Consider the following 19,217-nt stretch of genomic DNA (forward strand, 5'->3'; position numbering starts at 1 on the left):
GCCGTGGAGAGCGCGCAGGGGTGGGAGACCGTGGGGCTGTACGGCGAGGGCGGCCCGCAGTGGCGCGGGGTCTCACCCCGCCTGGCGACCGCACGGTCGGTGGTGGCGACGGCGGTGTGCGTGCCCGCCGCCGCGCTGCTCGCCGGTGTCGGGATCGCCGCCGGGTGGCGGCCCCTGCTCTGGGCGGCGGCCGGGCTGGCGGCGGTCTGGCTCTGGCTGCTGTGGCTGGTGCGACGCCAGGTCAGTGCCATCAGCTTCGCCGAGCAGGGGGAGGAGCTGGTGATCCGGCGCGGACGGTTGTGGCGCAGCCTCGTGAGCATCCCCTACGGGCGGCTGCAGCTCGCCGACATGCAGTCGGGGCCGGTGGCCCGGCACTTCGGCCTGGCGAGCGTCGAGATCCACACCGCGGCCGCCCGCAGCGGGGGCAGCATCCCCGGGCTGCCGCTCGCGGAGGCAGAGGCCCTGCGGACGCGTCTCACCGAGCGGGGCGAGTCGCAGCGGGCCGGACTGTGAGCCAGGCCAGTGGGGCCGGCGCCCCGCCGGCCGAGAACGGGGACACCCCCCGGGTGGACCCGGGTCCGGCCGCCGCGAGCGACCACCCGTGGGAGCGGTTCCACCCGCTGTCACCGCTGCTGCGCGGCGGGGTGACGCTGCTCGCGGTGGCCGCGTGGGTCATCGGGAACCAGGTGGACGCCCTCTTCGGGCAGCGCTCCGACGTGCCCACCGGCGCGCCGCTGCAGTGGCTGGCGCTCGGCGCCGCGCTGGTCGTGCTCATGGTGGTCCTCCTCGGCTGGCTCTCGTGGCGGGTGTCACGGTTCCGGGTCGGTGAGAGCACCCTCGAGGTGCGCACGGGCCTGGTGTTCCGCCAGCACCGGCAGGTGCGCTACGACCGGATCCAGGCGGTGGACATCCGGCGGCCCCTCCTCGCCCGGCTCGCGGGGCTGTCCGAGGTGCGGGTCCAGGCCGCCGGTGGGAGCGGGTCCGACGCGCGGCTCGCCTTCCTCCACCAGGCCCAGGCCCACGACGTGCGGGCGCGGCTGATGGCCCTGGCCGGCCGCAGCGACGAAGCGAACGCCGACCACGGTGCACCGCCGAGCGGTCCGGAGGGCGGCGGCGCGGTCGGCGGCGCGGGCGCCGCGGGTGGCGGAGCGCCGGCCGCGGGCGGGGCCGGGGCGGGCGACCGGCCGGGGGTCTCCCCGGCGCGGCTCCAGCAGGCGGGGGGTGTGGTCGGGGCGTCTGCCGAGGAGACGGTCGTGCGGGTGCCGACGGCCAGGCTGGTGCAGGCGACGCTCTACCGCGGCCAGACGCTCTTCCTGGTCGTAGCGGTGCCGACCCTCGTCACGGCCATGGCGCTCGGCCGCGGCGGCATGGTGGCCTTCCTCGGGCCCGCCGTCCTGGCCGTGGGCGGCAACACGGTGGGCAGCCTGGTGAAGGAGTGGAACTTCGAGCTGGTGCGCGACCGTGGCGGGATCCAGGTCCGCCGGGGCCTCACCGACCTGAAGGCCAGCAGCGTCCCGGTGCACCGCATCCAGGTCGTGTCCCTGCGCCAGCCGATGTTCTGGCGGCTCCCGGACTGGTGGCGCGTCGAGGTGAACGTCGCCGGCGTGGGGCCCAGCGCCGACGACAGCGACTCGGTGGTGCTGCCCGTGGGGACCCGCGCCGAGGCGCTGCGCATCGTCACCCTGCTGCGTCCCGGTGCCGACCCCCGGGCCGTGCTGGAGGGGATGGTCGGGGCCGAGCCCGGCCCCGCGGCATACGTCGTGGCCCCTCAGCGTGCCGTGTGGCTCAGCCCGCTCGTGAGGGTCCGCCACGGGTATGCCGTCACCCCCGACGCCGTGCTGGTGCGCGGGGGTCGGGCCCGCCGGTTCACCCACCTCGTCCCGCACGCGCGGATCCAGTCCCTGCGGGTCAGGCAGGGGCCGTTGCAGCGCAGGCTGCGGCTCGCCAGCGTGGAGCTGCTCTCGACCCCGGGGCGTGCCCGCCCCCAGGTGAGCCACCTCGACCAGTCCGACGCGGAGCTGCTGCTCAACGGGCAGGTGGCCCGGTCCAGCGTCGCCCGGCGCCGGGCGCGGTGACCGTGCCGGAGCGTCCACCTGGCGGCTCGCCGCGCGCCGATCAGCCGAACGGTGTGGAATCTGCCCAATCGGTTGCGCAAACCGCCCGGGACCGGGTGGACTGTGCGGCACAGGTCAGTACGAGGAGGCGAGGGCTGTGAGTACCTCCGCGCAAGCGGCGGCGCCGGGGAGTGCAGCGGGCAAGCTGGGTTTCACCGCGGGCCAGGTCATCCAGGAGTTCGGCTATGACGCGGACGTCGACGACGACCTGCGCTTCGCGATCGAGGACCTCACCACGACGGAGCTCGAGGACGAGGACTACGGGGGCGTGGCCGACGCGGTCATGATCTGGTGGCGCGACGACGACGGCGACCTCGTCGACGCGGTGGTCGACGCGCTGACGAACCTCGCGGACCACGGTTTCATCGTTGTGCTGACACCGAAGGCGGGCCGCGCGGGCCACGTCGACGCGAGCGACATCGAGGAGGCCGCGACGACCGCGGGGCTGCACACCTCGGGCAGCGTCAACGCCTGCGAGGACTGGGCCGCCACCCGGCTGGTCGCCCCCAGGTCCGCCCGTCGCTGATCCGGCTGGCAGACTGGGGACATGACGCAGACGATCCACCAGACCGCGCTCTCTGCGGGCGACGTCGCCCCTGACTTCACCCTCCGGGACCAGAACGGCACCCCTGTGTCGCTGGCCGAGTTCCGCGGTGAGAAGAACGTGGTCGTGGTCTTCTACCCGTTCGCGTTCTCCGGTATCTGCACCGGTGAGCTGTGCGAGATCCGCGACGACCTCGGCGCCTTCGTCGGCGACGACGTGCAGGTCCTGGCGATCTCGTGCGACCACATGTTCAGCCAGCGCGCCTGGGCCGACAAGGAGGGCTACTTCTTCCCCCTGCTCTCGGACTTCTGGCCGCACGGCCAGGTGGCCCGGGACTTCGGCGTCTTCAGCGAGCGGGCCGGCGCCGCCACCCGCGGCACCTTCCTCATCGACCGCGAGGGCGTGGTGCGGTGGTCGCTGGTCAACGAGATCGGCCAGGCCCGCGACTTCTCCGGCTACCACGAGGCGCTGGCGGCGTTGCGCTGACGCCTCTCCGGACCGCCGTCGACTGACGGCGGAGCGTGCCGATGGGGTACCTTTCGGCACGTCCCTGGGGCCTGTAGCTCAGTTGGTAGAGCACCGCGTTTACACCGCGGGTGTCGTCGGTTCGAGACCGGCCGGGCCCACGTGCTGACGCTCGCCGACGTCGTCCGGGCCCTCGAGGGCCTCTACCCGCCCGAGACCGCCCAGTCCTGGGACCAGGTGGGCCTGGTCTCCGGCGACCTCGAGCAGCCCGTGAGCCGCATCCACTTCGCCGTCGACCCCACCCTGGCGGTCATCGAGGAGGCCCGGGCCCTGGGCGCGGACCTCCTCGTGACCCACCACCCGCTGCTGCTGCGCGGCGTGCACAGCGTCGCGACGACCACGGCCAAGGGCGCGAGCGTCACCAGCCTCGTGGTCAACGACATCGCCCTCTACGTCGCCCACACCAATGCCGACGTCGCCTCGCCCGGGGTCAACGACGCACTGGCCGACGCGTGCGGACTGGGTGCCGTGGAGCCCCTCGCGGTGGTGGAGGGGCAGCCGCTGGGCCGGGTGGGGATGCTCCCGGCACCCGTCTCGCTCTCGGCCTTCGCGCAGAGCCTGTATGCCGCGCTGCCCCGGGCCGCGGGCGGCATCCGGGTGGCGGGGCCCGCGGAGGCGAGCGTCCAGCGGGTGGCCGTCATGGGTGGCGCCGGGGACGACATGTTCGGGGCCGCGCGGGCGAGCGGTGCCGACGTGTACGTCACGGCCGACCTGCGCCACCACCCGGTGCTCGAGGCCCGCGAGGAGTCCCGCGGGGGCACCCCCTACGTCGTCGACGCCGGCCACTGGGCCACCGAGTCCCTGTGGCTCGCCGGCGCCGAGCAGCTCCTGCGCGACGCGCTTGCCGCGGGAGGCCGGGCGGGCACTACGGTGGACACCCACATATCCACACTGCGCACCGACCCGTGGGAGTTCGCGGTCGGCGCTGAGTCCCCTGGAGGCACGCCCTGAAAGCCGACCCGTCCCGACAGTGGCGACTGCTCGACCTGCAGGCCATCGACACCCGCCTGGACCAGATCGCGCACGCGAGGAAGACCCTCCCGCAGCACGCACAGCTGAAGGACCTCCAGACCCAGCTGGACCTGCTCGACAGCGAGCTGGTGCGGGTCCGCACCGAGCTCAGCGACGTGCAGCGCGAGGTGGCCAAGGCGGAGTCGGACGTCCAGCTCGTGCGCGACCGCGCCGCGCGCGACCAGGCGCGCCTCGACTCGGGCACCGGCACGGCCAAGGACCTCCAGGCGATCCAGCACGAGCTGCAGTCGCTGACGCGCCGGCAGGGTGAGCTCGAGGACATCGAGATCGAGATCATGGAGCGCGCCGAGGCCGTCGAGGCCGAGGTCACCCGGCTCGAGGGCAAGCGCGGCGAGGTGACGTCGCGGCTCGACGAGGTCACCGCCGCCCGGGACGCAGCCCTGGCCGACCTCGACGCCGAGGCCACCACCGTCGCCGCCCCTCGGGCCGACATCGTGGCGGGGGTCGGCGACGACCTGGTCACGCTCTACGAGAAGGTGCGCGCCCAAGGCGGCGGGCTGGGCGCGGCCGCCCTGCGCCAGCGTCGATGCGGCGGCTGCCAGCTCGAGCTCAACAACGTCGACATGACCCGGATCAAGGCCGCGCCGGACGATGAGGTGCTGCGCTGCGAGGAGTGCCGCCGCATCCTCGTCCGCACCGCCGAGTCCGGTCTCTGACGGGCGTGGGCAGGGCACTCACGGTCGAGGCCGACGGCGGGTCGCGGGGCAACCCGGGGGTCGCCGGCTGGGGCGCGGTCGTGCGCGACCGCGCGACCGGTGAGGTGCTGCACGAGGGCTGCGCGCCGCTGGGCAAGGCGTCCAACAACGTGGCCGAGTACACCGGGCTGATCGAGGGCCTGCAGGCCGCCCACGAGGTCGACCCGGGCGCCGACGTGCTGGTCCGGATGGACTCCAAGCTCGTCGTCGAGCAGATGGCGGGCCGGTGGAAGATCAAGCACGAGGACATGCGCCGGCTGGCGCTGCAGGCCCGTGACGTCGCCGCCCGGATCAGCGCAGCCGGCGGGTCGGTGACCTTCGAGTGGATCCCGCGCGAGCAGAACAAGACCGCCGACGCCCTGTCGAACCGCGGCATGGACGGCGTGACGCTGAGCCGCCGCCTGGACCTCCCTGCAGACGGGGAGGGCGTGGCCGAGGCCGTGGACGAGGTCATCGACCCGGCGCCCTCGGGCACGTCGGCCCCGGTGGGGGTGGGTCCGGACCTCGGGACCCCGACCCGGATCCTCCTGGTGCGCCACGGCGTCACCGACTTCACCGCTGCCGGCCGGCTCGACGGCCGCGGGGGCGCCGACCCGTCGCTCAATGCGGCCGGCCGCTCGCAGGCGGCCGCGGCGGGGAGGGCGGCCGCCCACCTGCTGGGGGACACGCCGGCCCGGCTCGTCACGTCCTCGCTCCTGCGTGCCGTGGAGACGGGGGCCGCCGTGGCCGAGGCGACCGGGCTCGCGCCCGTGGTCGACCCGGACTGGGACGAGCAGAACTTCGGCGACTGGGACGGCGTGGCGGTCGCCGACCTGATGCGCGAGGAGCCCGAGGCGCTGCAGGCCCTGCGCGCGGACCCTGGCTACGCCCGCCCGGGAGGCGAGACCCACGACGAGATGGCCGAGCGGGTGCTCACGGCCTTCGGGCGGTGCGTGGCGGCGGGCGGCACCACCGTCGTCGTCTGCCATCGCAAGCCGATCATGACCGTTCTCGCGCACGTGCTGAAGATGCCGCACGAGACGATCTGGCGGCTCGCGGCGGCGCCCGGGTCGCTGACCGCGATCGAGGTGTGGCAGGACGGCAACGCGTCGGTGGCCTTCACCAACCGCACCTGAGGGCCCGAGGCGCCGTTGCTCAGGCGTCCAGCACGTGCACCGTCACCGGCTCGTCGGCGTTGTTCGCGAACCCCCCGCGGTTCCACTGCGGCTCCTGGCGCTGGACCCGCCCTGTGGCGTCGTGGGCACGGACCCGCAGCACGTGCCGGCCCGGCGTCGCCTCGAAGGGCGCGCTGAACCCGCGCCACGCCCAGCGGTGGCTCTCCCCGGTCAGCTCGGTGTCGGCCCACGTGCGGCCGTCGTCGGTGCTCAGCTCGACCCGCACCACCGGGCCCCAACCGGACCACGCCCGCCCGGACAGCGTCACCGGGCCGGGGCGCAGGATGCGTTCCCGGGTCATGAAGTCCGGGTGCCCGGGAGGCACCAGCAGCGCGCGGGGCTCGATCCGCGTGACGGGCTCGCCGGGCTCCTCGGCGCTCTGGCGGAACCGGTAGGCCACGGCGTTCTGGAAGCCGTCGAACTCGTGGGTGATCACGGTGACGCTGCGCAGCCACTTCACGTGGGCCATGCCGTACCAGCCCGGGACGACGAGCCGCAGCGGTCGCCCGTGCTGGAGCGGCAGCGGCTCACCGTTCATGGCGTAGGCGAGCAGCACGTCGTCTCCGAGTGCCTCGGCCAGGGGCAGGCCGCGCTGGTAGTCCTGCTCGACTCCACGCTCGAAGCCGTGGTCGGCGCCGGCGAACACGACGTCGACGGCAGCGGGGGACGGCCCGGCGTCGCGGAGCAGACCGGCGAGCGGCACGCCGGTCCACTCCGCCGTGCCCACCGCACCGGTCAGCCAGGGCTGGCTGACCGGTCGGGGAGTCAGCCCGGTGCGACCGTTGCCGGCGCACTCCAGCGTGACGCGCACCGTGCGCGACGGCAGCGACCTGAGGGCGGCGAGGTCGAGGTCGAGCGGCCGCTCCACAGCTCCGTCGAGGGTCAGCCTCCACGAGCCGGGGTCGACGGCAGGCATGTCGTAGTGCGTGAGGACGTAGTGCAGCCCCGGAGGGGTGAGGTCGTCGCGCATGGCCTCCAGCGGCATCGCGTGGTTGCGGCTCGCGAGCCGGAGCTCGTCGACGCTGATGCCCTCGCCGGGCTCCGCCACGCGTCCCGGCGTGCTGATCTGGTCGAGTGAGACCGCCATGGCCACCACCTCCACTGGCGAGGCTAGTGCCCTTCCCGGCAGCGGGGGGAGGGATGGCGCGGGGCCGCTCGCGGGGGCCGGCTCCGTGACGTCGACGGCGAGGCCGGGAGCGCGTCGACCACGTCCTGCTCGCGGTGGCGGGAGAGTCCATCATGCGGCCCACGTGTCTCGGCATGTGGCTTGTCGTCCTACCCTTGCAGCATGAGCTATGCCGGTGATGTCCCGCCTCGGGAGGCGTATGCCGCGCTGGCCGCGGACGCGGACGCGGTCCTGGTCGACGTGCGCACCACCGCCGAGTGGAGCTACGTCGGCCTCCCGGACCTCAGCTCCCTCGGCAAGCAGGTCATCTGCCTGGAGTGGCAGCGGTTCCCCGACGGTGCCGTGAACGAGCACTTCGTCGAGCAGCTCCGGGGAGCCGGGCTCCCCGACGGCGCCCCCATCTACTTCCTGTGCCGCTCGGGCGTGCGGTCCGCGGCGGCCGCCCGCGCTGCGACGGCCGCCGGCCTGGGCCCCGCGTACAACGTCGAGCACGGGTTCGAGGGCCCGCACGACCACGAGGGCCACCGCACGGTCGCCGGCTGGAAGAACGACGGGCTGCCGTGGAGGCAGGGATGAGCGACCTCGAGGGCCGGCGGCCCGACACCCTCGCCGTCCGTGGCGGGCTCACCCGGAGCAGCTTCGACGAGACCGCCGAGGCGCTCTTCCTCACCTCCGGCTTCGTGTACGACTCGGCGGAGCAGGCGGAGGCCGCCTTCAAGGACGAGATCGAGAAGTTCATCTACTCCCGCTACGGCAACCCCACCGTGGCGATGTTCGAGGAGCGGCTGCGCCTGCTCGAGGGGGCGGAGGCCTGCTTTGCGACCGCCTCCGGGATGTCCGCCGTGTTCGTCGCCCTCGCCGCCCTGCTGGGCCAGGGGGACCGGGTCGTGTCCTCCCGGGGTCTCTTCGGCTCCTGCTTCGTCATCCTCGACGAGATCCTCCCGCGCTGGGGCGTGGAGACCGTCTTCGTCGACGGGCCCGACCTCGAGCAGTGGCGCGAGGCTCTCTCCGAGCCGACCGCCGCCGTCTTCTTCGAGACGCCGAGCAACCCGATGCAGGAGCTCGTCGACATGCAGGCCGTTGCGGACCTCGCCCACGCCGCCGGCGCGAAGGTCGTCGTCGACAACGTCTTCGGCACCCCGGTCTTCTCCAAGCCGCTGCAGTTCGGGGCGGACGTCGTCGTGTACTCCGCCACCAAGCACATCGACGGCCAGGGCCGCGCGCTCGGCGGCGCGGTGCTGGGTCCGAAGGACTTCATCGACGGCCCGGTGAAGAACCTGATGCGACACACCGGCCCGGCCCTGTCACCGTTCAACGCCTGGGTCCTCGTCAAGGGTCTGGAGACGCTCACGTTGCGGGTCGAGAAGCAGGCGGCCTCGGCGCTCGCCGTCGCCCGTGCCCTGGAGGCCCACCCGCGGGTCACCCGCGTCGTCTACCCCTGGCTGGAGTCGCACCCGCAGCACGAGCTCGCCCGCAAGCAGATGCTCGGCGGCGGGACGGTGGTGACCTTCGAGATCGACGGGGGCAAGGAGGACGCCTTCAGGGTGATGAACGCCCTGCGGATCGTCGACATCAGCAACAACCTCGGTGACGCCAAGTCGATGGTGACCCATCCCGCGACCACGACCCACCGCAGGCTCAGCCCGCAGGCACGGGCCGCCGTCGGGATCACCGACGGGACCGTGCGCATCTCCGTCGGCCTCGAGGACCCGCTCGACCTCGTCGACGACCTGACTGCCGCCCTGGCGTAGGGAAGCAGTCTCGGCAGGGGGCTGGGCTGCGCTCAGGCGACCAGCAGGAGCCCGGCGAGCGAGAGCGCCGTGGCGACGACCGCGCACAGCAGTCCTTGGAGCGCCAGCGAGACCGGGCCGATCCGGACGGCGGCGGCCCGGCACCGTTGGGCCCAGAGGAGCGTCGCGAGCGAGGCCCACGGGGTCACCAGCGGTGCGACGTTGACACCGATGAGCAGGGCCATCAGGCGGCCCGGCGCGTCCTGCGCCACCGTCTCGAGGGCGAGGTAGGCCGGCAGGTTGTTCACCGCGTTGGCGGACACCGCGCCCAGGCCGGTGAGCCGGGCGAGGTCGGCCGGCGTGCCGCCCGATCCCGCGACGGCGACCAGCGCCGGCTGGAGGCCGTGGCTCAGCGCGAGGTCGACCAGCACGAAGAGGGCCGCGAAGCCGAGGGCCATGGGCCACGGGACCTTGAGCCGGCGCAGCAGCGACGGGTCCCGCCGCGCAGCCAGGGCGAGCAGGACGGCGGCCGCGACGGTGGCGACCACCGCCGGGTTCAGCCCCGCCGCGAAGAGCGGTCCCACGGCCAGGCAGACGAGGCCGCTGCCGCGCAGCAGGGTGCGGTCGTGGGGGTCCGGGGGAGCGTCCGGGACGTAGCGCCCACCCAGCTCGCGGCGGTGCAGGGCCCAGAGCACGACGACGGTGCCGGCGACGGCCCCGAGTGCGGGGAGGGCCGCCAGCCGGATGTACCCGTCGTGGCCGAGGCCGAGTCGGTCGAAGTGGTGCAGGGCGAGCAGGTTCGTCAGGTTCGAGACCGGCAACAGCAGGGACGCGGTGTTGGCCAGCCACAGCGTGGTCAGCGCGAACGGCGCCGCCGGGAGCCCGAGCTGGCGCGCGATCGCCAGGCCGACCGGCGTGAGGAGCACCGCAGTGGTGTCGAGGGAGAGGACGACCGTGCACACGACGGCCAGGCCGACGAACAGCAGCCACAGCACGACGACCCGGTGACGTGCGGCGCGGGCGGTCCAGTGCCCCGCCACGTCGAACACCCCGGCAGCGTCGGCGATCTCGGCGACGACCGTGATCGCCAGGAAGAAGACGAGGACGGGGCCGACCCGGGCCAGCAGGTCGGCGAGCTCCACGCCGCTCACGAGAGCGGCCCGGTCACCGTGTCGCCACGCTCAGCGCGCCGACGCGTCGAGGACCCACGGCTGGCCGGCACGGCGGGGCTCGGCCAGCGACACGTCGAAGGCGCGCCCCACCACCTCGGCCAGTGCCGGCACCGACCTCGGGTCGTCGCCCGCCTCGCACAGGTGGCGGGCGACGAGGCCGCGGGTGTGCTTGGCCATGTGCGTGGCCCCGGGCACCCGCACCTGCACCCAGCGGTCCGCGAGGTCACCCTCGGGCGTCCACGCCGCGGCATACGTGCTGGAGCGGCAGTCCACGATCACACCCCGCCCCGCGGATGCCGGGAGCACCTGCGCGAGCTCGGGCCGCCAGGCACCGCCGAGCGGGCCGATGCCGGGGAGGTTGACGGCCATGGAGAGCCGGTAGGGCGTGATCGCATCGGTCGGTCGGACGGCGCCGAAGAGTGCGGAGACGACGACCAGCCAGCGGTTCGCGCGGCGCTTGGCGGCGGTGTCGAGCGTGGCGTGGCCGAGCGCGTCGTAGAGGACCCCGCTGTAGACGCGGGAGGCGGGGAGGGCCGGGGCCGTCCGCAGGGTGAGGTTGCGCGCGATGTCGGCGCCCAGGCTGGGGGAGACGCCGAGCAGGGAGGCGGCGTCCTCGTGGGCACTCACCTTGGCGAGGGCCTCGGCGACCTGCCGGCGCGTGTCGGTGAGCTCGGGGAAGGACAGGGTGCCGAGGTCGAGGGGGCGACCACGGGAGCGGCCGGTCTTGGACTCCGAGGGCGGCAGCAGGATCAGCACCGGCACAGCCTAGGGGCGGCTCGCGCGGCCGGGACGGCCCGGGGTCGGTAGGTTGGCGGGCATGGCCCAGCGCAGGATCCACGTCACCAGGCCGGCGTCCGCGACCAGCGTCGCGGAGTCGGCGGAGCTGAAGCAGCGCTTCGACGCGATCCGGGCCGAGCTGGACGTGCCGACGGACTTCCCGCCTGAGGTCGTCGCCGAGGCGCGGGAGGCCGCGGCCGCGGCCGACCTCCCGGAGCGTGACGAGACGGGGGTGCCGTTCCTGACGATCGACCCGCCCGGCTCCATGGACCTCGACCAGGCGGTCCACCTCGAGCGCGACGGCGATGGGTACCGGGTCCGCTACGCCATCGCCGACGTGCCCGCCTTCGTGCGGGCCGGTGGGGCCGTCGACGAGGAGGCGCGCCGGCGCGGGCAGACGATCTACGCCCCCGACCAGCGCACGCCGCTGCACCCGACCGTGCTGAGCGAGGGGGCTGCGAGCCTGTTGCCGGGTGAGGTGCGCCCCGCCTTCGTGTGGGACATCAGGGCCGGGGCGGACGGTGAGGTGGTCTCCGCCGAGGTCTGCCGTGCCCTGGTCCGCAGCCGGGAGCGTCACGACTACGAGGGGGTGCAGCGGGCGGTGGACGAGGGGTCCGCCGGCGAGCTGCTGATGCTGCTGAAGGAGCTGGGGGAGAAGCGGATCGAGTGCGAGCGCCGCCGCGGCGGGGCCAGCCTGCCCATGCCGGAGCAGGAGGTCGCCGAGGACGAGCAGGGCCACTACCGGCTCTCCTTCCGCCCGCTGCTGGCCGCGGAGGACTGGAACGCGCAGATCTCCCTCATGACCGGGATGGCCGCCGCCGCGATGATGATCGAGGGCGGGGTCGGCATCCTGCGGACCATGCCCGAGCCCGAGCACAAGGCGATGGGTCGTCTCCGGCGAGCGGCCCGAGGCCTCGGCATCGACTGGCCCGAGGACCAGCCCTACGGCGAGTTCCTCCGCTGCCTCGACCGCACCAACCCGCGGCACCTCGCCCTGATCCACGAGGCGACCTCGCTGTTCCGTGGCGCCGGCTACACCGCGTTCGACGGTGCCGCCCCGGAGCAGGCCACGCACGCCGCCGTCGCGGCTGCGTACGCCCATGTCACGGCACCCCTGCGCCGGCTCGTCGACCGCTTCGGCCTCGTGGTGTGCGATGCGCTGTCCCGTGGCGAGGACGTGCCCGACTGGGTGCGGGAGGCGCTCCCGACGCTACCCGAGGCGATGGCGGCCTCGGACCGACGCGCCGGCGCCGTCGAGCGCTTGTGCGCCGACGCGGTGGAGGCCGCCGCCCTCGAGGACCGGGTGGGCCAGGCGTTCCCCGCCAGCGTCGTCGACCTCAACGGCAAGGGGGGCCGCCGCCAGGTCACGGTGCAGGTGCGGGAGCCGGCGGTGCTGGCCCGCGCCGACGGTGAGGCCGGGCTGGGGGCCGAGGTCACCGTCCGGCTGGTGCAGGCCGAGATCGCCACGAGCACCGTGCGGTTCGCCATCCAGGGCTGAGCACCCCCGGGAAATGCTCACCCGCGGTGGGGGAGGCGCGCGCTCGCGTCCCGACGTGAGGTGGAGGGGCACGCGTGGCTTCTTCCGGAAGGACCGTCATGACCCGCTACCCGCTCATCGCCGACCACGGCCTCATCGGAGACCTGCAGACCGCCGCCCTCGTGAGCACCGACGGCTCGATCGACTGGTTCTGTGCCCCCAGGTTCGACTCGCCCAGCATCTTCGGGGCGCTGCTCGACGACGCCAAGGGCGGTCACTTCCGGGTGGGTCCGACGATGGACGCGTTCACCCGCAAGCAGCTGTACTTCCCGGACACCGCGATCCTCGTGACCCGCTACATGACGGAGGCGGGCGTGGGGGAGGTCGTGGACTTCATGCCGGTCAGCAGCAGCTCCGCCTCGGACCGGCACCGCATCGTGCGCATGGTCCGGTGCGTCAGGGGGCGGATGACCTTCGCGGTGGACCTGGCTCCGCGCTTCGACTACGGGCGCGAGCCCCACGAGACCGAGCTGACCGATGACGGGGTGGTGTTCCGCGGCCCCCACCACGCCCTGACCGTCCACCTGGTCCTCGAGTCTGACGACGAGCGCCTGGCACGCGGGGAGGTGGACGGCAAGGGCGACGTGCATGCCGAGATCACCCTCGTCGCCGGCCAGATGCGCGGGATGGTGCTGGAGACGGGGGCGGCGGGACCGACGCGACGGGTCCGGGTCGCCGAGGTGCGCAGTCTCTTCGACGAGACGGTGACCTTCTGGAAGTCCTGGCTGGGGCAGTCGACCTACACCGGGCGGTGGCGCGAGACGCTGCACCGCTCGGCGATCACGCTGAAGCTGATGACGTACGCGCCCAGTGGTGGGCTGGTCGCCGCGCCCACGGCGGGCCTGCCCGAGCAGATCGGCGGCGAACGCAACTGGGACTACCGCTACACGTGGATCCGGGACGCGTCCTTCTCGGTCTACTCGCTGCTGGGTCTCGGGTTCCGCGAGGAGGCCGCCGCCTTCGCGGGCTGGCTGCGCGACCGGGTGCACGAGCAGGTCGGCAGCAGCACCGGTCCGCTCAACATCATGTACCGCATCGACGGCTCCAGCGACCTCACCGAGGAGGTCCTGCCCCACTGGGAGGGCTACCAGGGCTCGAGCCCGGTGCGCATCGGCAACGGGGCCGCCGACCAGCTCCAGCTCGACATCTACGGCGAGGCGATGGACAGCCTGTACTTCGCCGACCGGCGAGGCATCCAGTCCGGCCACGCCGGGTGGGTGCGCGTCTCGAACCTGCTGGACTGGCTGTGCGAGAACTGGGACCAGCCGGAGGAGGGCATCTGGGAGACCAGGGGCGGTCGGGAGAGCTTCACCTACGGGAGGCTGATGAGCTGGGTCGCGCTCGACCGCGGGCTCCGCCTGGCGGCGGCGCACGGGCGACCGGCGCCGCTGGACCGGTGGCGTGACCAGCGTGACGCCATCTACCGGCAGGTCATGGAGCAGGGGTGGAGCCCGACGCGGCAGGCGTTTCGGCAGCACTACCGCACCGACGTCCTCGACTCGTCACTGCTGCGCGCCACCGCGGTCGGGTTCATCACGCCGACGGACCCGATGTGGACGTCGACCCTGGCGGCCATGGAGGGGGAGCTGGTCACCGACAGCCTCGTCTACCGCTACGACCCCGCGGCCTCACCCGACGGGCTGCGCGGCTCGGAGGGGACGTTCTCGCTGTGCACGTTCGCCTACGTCGACTCCCTGGCACGCGCCGGGCAGCTCGACAAGGCACGGGTGATCTTCGAGAAGATGCTCACCTACGGAAACCACCTCGGGCTGTACTCGGAGGAGATCGCCCTCACCGGTGAGCAGGTCGGCAACTTCCCGCAGGCGTTCACCCACCTGTCGCTCATCGACGCCGCGATCACCCTGGACCGCCAGCTCGACGCCGGTGTGCCGGTGGTCGCAGCGGGCCGGCCGGCCAGCACCTGACCGCCCAGCGCCCGCCGTCGTGCCCCGCACGCGGACGTCGACAGGGCGGACTACGACCGGGTGGGCGTGAAGGGCTCCACCTTCTCGTCGCCGCCGCGGATCGTCAGACAGGTGGACTCGGGCACCTCGCGCCACACGCCGCGCAGGTCGCCCAGCGGCTCGGACACCACCAGCCGGGCGTCGTCGCTGAGTCCCTGCAGCATCGGGTGGTCGGGATACTGCTCCTTGAGCGTCAGGACGTCGTTGCTCCGGAACAACGACCGTGACCGTCCCTCGCTGGAGTACCGGAAGGCCCACGTCGTCTCACCGTCCGTCGTGGCGATGGTCATCTGGATCGGCCAGTCGACACCGTGCGCGCGCCCGGTCTCCTCGACCAGGCCCACCGCCCGGGCCACGGCCGCCGAGGGGTCGTCCTCCAGGCCGAACGTCAGTGCCAGGAAGAACAGCAGCTCGGAATCGGTCGAGCCCTCGATGTCGGGGTAGAGCGACGGGTCGACCGCGAAGGCGAGGTCCCGCTTGACCTCCCGGAACCCGGCGACGGAGCCGTTGTGCATGAACAGCCAGCGTCCGTGCCGGAACGGGTGGCAGTTCGACTGCTGCACCGGCGACCCCGTGGACGCCCGGATGTGGGCGAAGACGCGTCCCGACTGGGCGTGCGCCGAGAGCTCGCGCAGGTTGCGGTCGTTCCAGGCCGGCTCGGTGCTGTGGAACACGCCGGGCGTCTCGAAGCGGCCGTACCAGCCGACGCCGAAGCCGTCGCCGTTGGTCGTCTCCGCGCCGAGCTGCGAGTGCTTGCTCTGCACGACCAGCGAGTTCTTCGGCTTGAACAACAGGTCCTCGAGGGAGACCGGGGAACCGGAGTACGCGAGCCAGCGACACATGGGCTACCTCCTCTTTCCGGTGTCATGGCACACCCGCGCACACCACCAGCGGATCCTCCCCAGAGGGTGACCTTCGTATGCCGCGTGGCCGGCCCCGCGGCATACCTGCCCTATCCTTGGTGGTGGATGAGTCGGCCAGGCGGTCGCGTCGGTGAGCAATCACCGCCGAGGAACGTCCGGGCTCCACAGGGCGCAGTGGTGGCTAACGGCCACCCGGGGTGACCCGCGGGACAGTGCCACAGAGAACAGACCGCCACGGCGAACCACCGGCCCTCGGGCAGGCAGGCGCCGCGGCAAGGGTGAAACGGTGGTGTAAGAGACCACCAGCGGCCCCGGTGACGGGGTCGGCTCGGTAAACCCCACTGGGAGCAAGCTCAGACAGTGTGCGTCCGAGGGCGGCCCGCCCGAGCACACGGGTAGAGCGCTGGAGGCAGTCGGCAACGGCTGTCGTAGATGGATGACCGTCGCCGCGTCGCTGGCAACGGCGTCGCGGAACAGAACCCGGCGTATCGGCCGACTCATCCACTCAGGCCTGTGACCTGCGGTGTTGGCTGTTCGAGCGGGCGGCGGTCCGCAAGGGTACGAGTGGCGGGCCTGGTGGCCGGGACGCCTTGCTACGTTGCCGCCATGGCCGGGTGCGACGCACAGCGAGGATGGACGTGAGGGCAGTCGTCTACGAACAGTACGGGCGGCCCGACGTGTTGCGTGTCGAGGACGTGCCGATGCCGACGCCCGCCGCCGGGCAGGTGAGGGTGAAGGTCGCTGCCACCTCGGTCAATCTCAGTGACTGGGAGGGGCTGCGCGGGTCGCCTGCCTACGCCCGCATCGGCGGGCTCCGCCACCCGGCTCATCGCATCCTCGGATCGGACATCGCCGGCGTGGTCGAGGAAGTCGGTGAGGGTGTCACCCGGTTTCGACCGGGAGACGAGGTGTATGGCGACAACCTGGCGATGATGGGGGGCTTCGCGGAATATGCGCTGGCGCCGGAATCCGCGATGGCTCACAAGCCGGCCGGGCTGACGTTCGCCGAGGCGTCGACCATCCCGCAGGCGGGCGCGATCGCCCTGCGGGGCACACAAAGCGCGGTCGTCGCTGGCCGCCGGGTCCTGATCAACGGCGCTGGTGGAGGGTCAGGAACGTTCGCCATCCAGCTGGCCAAGCGGCTCGGCGCCCACGTGACCGGTGTCGACAACGCCGCCAAGCAGGCCTTCATGCGCTCCGTGGGCGCGGACGAGGTGGTCGACTACCGTCGGGACGACTTCACCCGGACGAACCAGCCCTACGACCTGATCCTCGACCTGGTCGCGCACAGGTCGGTCTTCGCCTACCGGCGCGCGCTGGCACCTGGCGGCACGTATCGGTGCGTGGGCGGGTCGGTGCGGGCGCTGTTGCGCGTCGTCTCGGTCGGCTGGGCAGTCAGCCGACTCACCGGTCGCTCGATGGGTGTGCTCCTTGTCAACGGGGGCCCGACCCAGTTCGAGCCACTCGCCGAGCTGTGCGTCACGGGCGATGTCAGGATCCACATCGAGCGAACCTTCGGACTCGATGAGGTTCCCGCCGCGCTGGCTCATGTCGGTGAGGGCCGCGCACTCGGCAAGGTCGTTGTCGTGCCCTCTAGCGCGAACACGACGCGCACGCCTGCAGCTACGTGACGCTGGTCGGTGGGCCGATGTCTGGCCAGACGTGGCCCAGGTGACATGCACCGTGTGAACGCACCAGCCGACTCGCTCCAGCCGTCACGGGCCACGAGCTGCTCGATTTCGGCACCGCTCCAGCTGCGACCAGCCCTCCGACGGCGCGACCCGGAGCCGTCCCCGCTCCAGGACCCGGCGCCGGTGGGGGAAGGCCGGCAGTGACGGGTCGCGCTCGGGTACCCGTGCGAACAGGGCGTTGTTCCACCTTCCCACGAGGTCGCGCTTCGGCAGGCTCTCGTCGACGTTGGGGATGAAGCCGACCTCGGGGTGGCGCGCGATGAGCTCCGCGACGAAGGTCGAGCCGCAGCGGCCGGTTCCCACGACAAAGGCCAACGTCAGGGGTCCCCTCGACGGTGCGTGCCTGTCGGCTCATCGGTTGGGTCCTCGACTGAATGGCGCGCCCACGCCCAGGTGAACGATGGGGATCGACGGCCAGAAATTGTCAGCCGAATGCCCCAAGTCCGTCACTATGGCGGCCGGCGTAGGGCTGGCCCGGAGGTCCGCAGGACCGCACCGACTCGGAGGGACCCTGCTGTGTGCCGCACGAGCACCTTTGAGGGCAGGCCAGCCGAACCTGCGCTCAGTGGACGGCGAGTTCCACCCCGAGCACCGCGAGCCCGAGCGCCGTCATGATGGCCAGGACCAGGACCTTCGCACCGGGGCTGACGTGCAGTCGCAGGACGGCGAAGAGCGCCAGGACGACGAGCGTGGTCACGAGGGTCACGGAGCTGGCTCGCAGTGCGGCTGCCACGTCCATCGCACCGAGCGCGCTGAGCCCCAGAAGCCCCATCGGTCCGACGACCACCACCAAGGACCCGAAGCTGACGAACACGAGGTGGGCGAGCTCGGCACGCGATGGCAGCGTGCTTTCGCGTACCAGGTGCGCGATCACGTCCGCGACGAAGACGGCCAAGAGCGTGCCCACCACGGTGAGCAGCAGCGTCAGCGCTGCTCCGCCCGCCGTGGCGTGCTCCGCGTCGCGTTCGAGGGTGATGGTGACGGTCAGCACGGTGAAGGTGACGTACACGCGCTCCTTGAGGGCTTCGGACCGCTGCCGGGCGGTGGGGCCGGGCACGCCCGGTCGAGTCGCATCCACTCGCCGACCCCTCGGCGGCCGGGGGTCAGGGCTGCGCATCGGCTCGACGTGACCCCGGGGAGGGGATGCGGGCTACCGGCGGGGCGCCCGGGTGGCGCGCGGAGATCCGGACCCGCAGTGCTGCTGGGCGGACGGCGAACTCCAGTGGGGCAGCAAGCTCGACTGCCTCGCCATCGATGCCGGCATGCACCGTGGCTGGGGCCTGGACCTCCAGGTGGGGAGCGCTCCATGCTCGTCCAGGAGGGTGGCGCCTCTCCTCGGGTGTGTCGAGCACCAGGATCCCCAGCTGACCGCTGGCCAGCGTCGGACGACTGGCGAGACCAGGCGCATACGGGTTGTTGGAGACCAGCAGCAGAGCAAGCCGCGCGTGCTCTCGTCCGGTGTCGTCCACGAGACGCAGCGCCGGCATCCGTCCACTGGGACCAAGCGCCTTCCGCGCCGTCTCCGCCAAGGTGCGGACCTTCGAGTCGCGATAGCCGGCCTGTCGGACCGCCTCTCCGTAGAGGCCGACGGAGACGTTGTTCAGGAAGACCCGGCCGTTCACCTCGCCCACGTCGATCAGGCGCTCCACCCCTTGGGTGAACGCGTCAAGAGCCCCAGCCACGTCCTGGCGGTCCACACCGAGGTCGAGCGCAAAATGGTTGCGTGTGCCGCAGGGGATGCAGACGAAGGGCAGCCCATGCGCCGCCGCGACTGCTGCCACGACCGCGAGCGACCCGTCGCCGCCCGCTACCCCGAGCGCATCTGCGCCATCGGCCACGACCTCGAGGACGCGTGTCCGCAGGTCGTCGCCGGGACGGAGGGTCACTGCCTCCACACCGTGCTCGCGGGCCCGCTCGACGATCTTGGTGCGGGACGCCGCGCCGTCACCGGACCGGGGGTTGACGAACAGCACAGGCCGTCGAGGAGGCTCGACCGGGCTCCAGCCACGGTTCATCGGACCCGAGCGCCGAGGTGCTGGATCGGGCGGCCGGTTCATGTCGCTGCTCCCCGCGTCACGACTTCCTGTCGTGCCGTGGCGAGCCTACGCCCGGGGACACCGCGGATTCCGGCCGGAGCCGTCGTCGGGCTCTCCCGCGTCGCCACGTCCACGCTCACCGTTCTGGGGGAGGACCTGTCGGCGTGACGGAAGCGCGCGCCGCATGGATCTCCTTGGTGAGATCGAGGATCTCGTTGGACAGGCGGAGCAGCCTCTCGTTCTGTTGCTCCTCCTCC

The 19,217-nt window shown here is 72.8% G+C and carries 19 protein-coding genes, 1 tRNA gene and 1 other RNA gene; 14 read left to right on the top strand and 7 right to left on the bottom strand.

Annotated elements, in window-relative coordinates:
• The first annotated feature begins 3 nt into the window (after positions 1-3).
• The 8 genes from VIB11_RS01570 to VIB11_RS01605 all read left to right on the top strand — a co-directional run bounded on the left by VIB11_RS01570 (position 4) and on the right by VIB11_RS01605 (position 6,025).
• Complete coding sequence (locus VIB11_RS01570) at positions 4-513, top strand: PH domain-containing protein (RefSeq protein ID WP_332027707.1); 510 nt, start codon at positions 4-6, stop codon at positions 511-513.
• Positions 514-566: 53 nt separating this feature from the next.
• Positions 567-2,075: a PH domain-containing protein gene (locus tag VIB11_RS01575; RefSeq protein ID WP_332027709.1), complete on the top strand. Its 1,509-nt coding sequence runs from the start codon at positions 567-569 to the stop codon at positions 2,073-2,075.
• Positions 2,076-2,211: 136 nt separating this feature from the next.
• Complete coding sequence (locus VIB11_RS01580) at positions 2,212-2,640, top strand: DUF3052 domain-containing protein (RefSeq protein ID WP_332027710.1); 429 nt, start codon at positions 2,212-2,214, stop codon at positions 2,638-2,640.
• 21 nt (positions 2,641-2,661) lie between these two features.
• Positions 2,662-3,144, top strand: a complete 483-nt coding sequence (locus VIB11_RS01585) for a peroxiredoxin (RefSeq protein ID WP_332027712.1) — start codon at positions 2,662-2,664, stop codon at positions 3,142-3,144.
• A 67-nt stretch (positions 3,145-3,211) separates the two neighbouring features.
• A tRNA-Val gene (locus tag VIB11_RS01590) sits at positions 3,212-3,284 on the top strand.
• A 1-nt stretch (position 3,285) separates the two neighbouring features.
• Positions 3,286-4,134, top strand: a complete 849-nt coding sequence (locus VIB11_RS01595) for a Nif3-like dinuclear metal center hexameric protein (protein WP_332027714.1) — start codon at positions 3,286-3,288, stop codon at positions 4,132-4,134.
• Between the two features lie 44 nt (positions 4,135-4,178).
• Positions 4,179-4,871 carry a zinc ribbon domain-containing protein gene (locus tag VIB11_RS01600; RefSeq protein ID WP_422662188.1) on the top strand — a complete coding sequence of 231 codons (693 nt, stop codon included), beginning with the start codon at positions 4,179-4,181 and terminating at the stop codon, positions 4,869-4,871.
• 5 nt (positions 4,872-4,876) lie between these two features.
• On the top strand, positions 4,877-6,025 hold the full coding sequence (locus VIB11_RS01605; RefSeq protein WP_332027717.1) for a bifunctional RNase H/acid phosphatase: 1,149 nt from the start codon (positions 4,877-4,879) through the stop codon (positions 6,023-6,025).
• A 19-nt stretch (positions 6,026-6,044) separates the two neighbouring features.
• Here VIB11_RS01605 and VIB11_RS01610 read toward each other — a convergent pair whose 3' ends face one another.
• Positions 6,045-7,151, bottom strand: coding sequence for a sulfite oxidase (locus tag VIB11_RS01610; protein WP_332027719.1), 1,107 nt, complete (start codon positions 7,149-7,151; stop codon positions 6,045-6,047).
• Positions 7,152-7,352: 201 nt separating this feature from the next.
• Here VIB11_RS01610 and VIB11_RS01615 point away from each other — a divergent pair, with 201 nt between their 5' ends.
• Positions 7,353-7,766: a rhodanese-like domain-containing protein gene (locus tag VIB11_RS01615; protein ID WP_332027721.1), complete on the top strand. Its 414-nt coding sequence runs from the start codon at positions 7,353-7,355 to the stop codon at positions 7,764-7,766.
• Positions 7,763-8,941: an O-succinylhomoserine sulfhydrylase gene (locus VIB11_RS01620; protein ID WP_332027723.1), complete on the top strand. Its 1,179-nt coding sequence runs from the start codon at positions 7,763-7,765 to the stop codon at positions 8,939-8,941. The genes VIB11_RS01615 and VIB11_RS01620 overlap by 4 nt, the downstream gene beginning before the upstream one ends.
• 32 nt (positions 8,942-8,973) lie before the next feature.
• Here VIB11_RS01620 and VIB11_RS01625 read toward each other — a convergent pair whose 3' ends face one another.
• Entirely contained in the window at positions 8,974-10,071 is a 1,098-nt protein-coding gene (locus tag VIB11_RS01625) for an SLC13 family permease (protein ID WP_332027724.1), read from the bottom strand.
• Positions 10,072-10,101: 30 nt separating this feature from the next.
• Positions 10,102-10,848, bottom strand: a complete 747-nt coding sequence (locus VIB11_RS01630; RefSeq protein WP_332027726.1) for a peroxide stress protein YaaA — start codon at positions 10,846-10,848, stop codon at positions 10,102-10,104.
• A 61-nt stretch (positions 10,849-10,909) separates the two neighbouring features.
• On the opposite strand from VIB11_RS01630, the gene VIB11_RS01635 reads away from it, so the two are divergent.
• A complete protein-coding gene (locus VIB11_RS01635; RefSeq protein WP_332027728.1) occupies positions 10,910-12,367 on the top strand; it encodes an RNB domain-containing ribonuclease in 1,458 nt (485 codons plus the stop codon).
• Between the two features lie 98 nt (positions 12,368-12,465).
• Positions 12,466-14,331, top strand: a complete 1,866-nt coding sequence (locus VIB11_RS01640) for a glycoside hydrolase family 15 protein (protein WP_332027729.1) — start codon at positions 12,466-12,468, stop codon at positions 14,329-14,331.
• Positions 14,332-14,381: 50 nt separating this feature from the next.
• On the opposite strand, the gene VIB11_RS01645 is transcribed toward VIB11_RS01640, so the two are convergent.
• Positions 14,382-15,212, bottom strand: a complete 831-nt coding sequence (locus tag VIB11_RS01645) for a class II glutamine amidotransferase (protein ID WP_332027731.1) — start codon at positions 15,210-15,212, stop codon at positions 14,382-14,384.
• Between the two features lie 127 nt (positions 15,213-15,339).
• Between VIB11_RS01645 and rnpB the strand changes: the two genes are divergently transcribed.
• An RNA gene (rnpB, locus tag VIB11_RS01650) (RNase P RNA component class A) lies at positions 15,340-15,737 on the top strand.
• Positions 15,738-15,871: 134 nt separating this feature from the next.
• Positions 15,872-16,864 carry an NAD(P)-dependent alcohol dehydrogenase gene (locus VIB11_RS01655; RefSeq protein ID WP_332027733.1) on the top strand — a complete coding sequence of 331 codons (993 nt, stop codon included), beginning with the start codon at positions 15,872-15,874 and terminating at the stop codon, positions 16,862-16,864.
• A gap of 84 nt (positions 16,865-16,948) precedes the next feature.
• On the opposite strand, the gene VIB11_RS01660 is transcribed toward VIB11_RS01655, so the two are convergent.
• The 3 genes from VIB11_RS01660 to VIB11_RS01670 all read right to left on the bottom strand — a co-directional run bounded on the left by VIB11_RS01660 (position 16,949) and on the right by VIB11_RS01670 (position 18,897).
• Positions 16,949-17,227, bottom strand: coding sequence for a hypothetical protein (locus VIB11_RS01660; RefSeq protein WP_332027735.1), 279 nt, complete (start codon positions 17,225-17,227; stop codon positions 16,949-16,951).
• 259 nt (positions 17,228-17,486) lie between these two features.
• Complete coding sequence (locus tag VIB11_RS01665; protein ID WP_332027737.1) at positions 17,487-18,002, bottom strand: hypothetical protein; 516 nt, start codon at positions 18,000-18,002, stop codon at positions 17,487-17,489.
• Positions 18,003-18,027: 25 nt separating this feature from the next.
• Positions 18,028-18,897: a diacylglycerol/lipid kinase family protein gene (locus tag VIB11_RS01670; RefSeq protein WP_332027738.1), complete on the bottom strand. Its 870-nt coding sequence runs from the start codon at positions 18,895-18,897 to the stop codon at positions 18,028-18,030.
• Between the last annotated feature and the right edge of the window lie 320 nt (positions 18,898-19,217).

The organism is Pedococcus sp., assembly GCF_036554925.1.
GTDB lineage: Bacteria > Actinomycetota > Actinomycetes > Actinomycetales > Dermatophilaceae > Pedococcus_A.

Bases quoted from the DNA above. Each gene is read 5' to 3' on its own strand.
- VIB11_RS01635 (WP_332027728.1), top strand. From the start codon at position 10,910: ATGGCCCAGCGCAGGATCCACGTCACCAGGCCGGCGTCCGCGACCAGC.
- VIB11_RS01585 (WP_332027712.1), top strand. From the start codon at position 2,662: ATGACGCAGACGATCCACCAGACCGCGCTCTCTGCGGGCGACGTCGCC.
- VIB11_RS01620 (WP_332027723.1), top strand. From the start codon at position 7,763: ATGAGCGACCTCGAGGGCCGGCGGCCCGACACCCTCGCCGTCCGTGGC.
- VIB11_RS01645 (WP_332027731.1), bottom strand. From the start codon at position 15,212: ATGTGTCGCTGGCTCGCGTACTCCGGTTCCCCGGTCTCCCTCGAGGAC.
- VIB11_RS01610 (WP_332027719.1), bottom strand. From the start codon at position 7,151: ATGGCGGTCTCACTCGACCAGATCAGCACGCCGGGACGCGTGGCGGAG.
- VIB11_RS01615 (WP_332027721.1), top strand. From the start codon at position 7,353: ATGAGCTATGCCGGTGATGTCCCGCCTCGGGAGGCGTATGCCGCGCTG.
- VIB11_RS01640 (WP_332027729.1), top strand. From the start codon at position 12,466: ATGACCCGCTACCCGCTCATCGCCGACCACGGCCTCATCGGAGACCTG.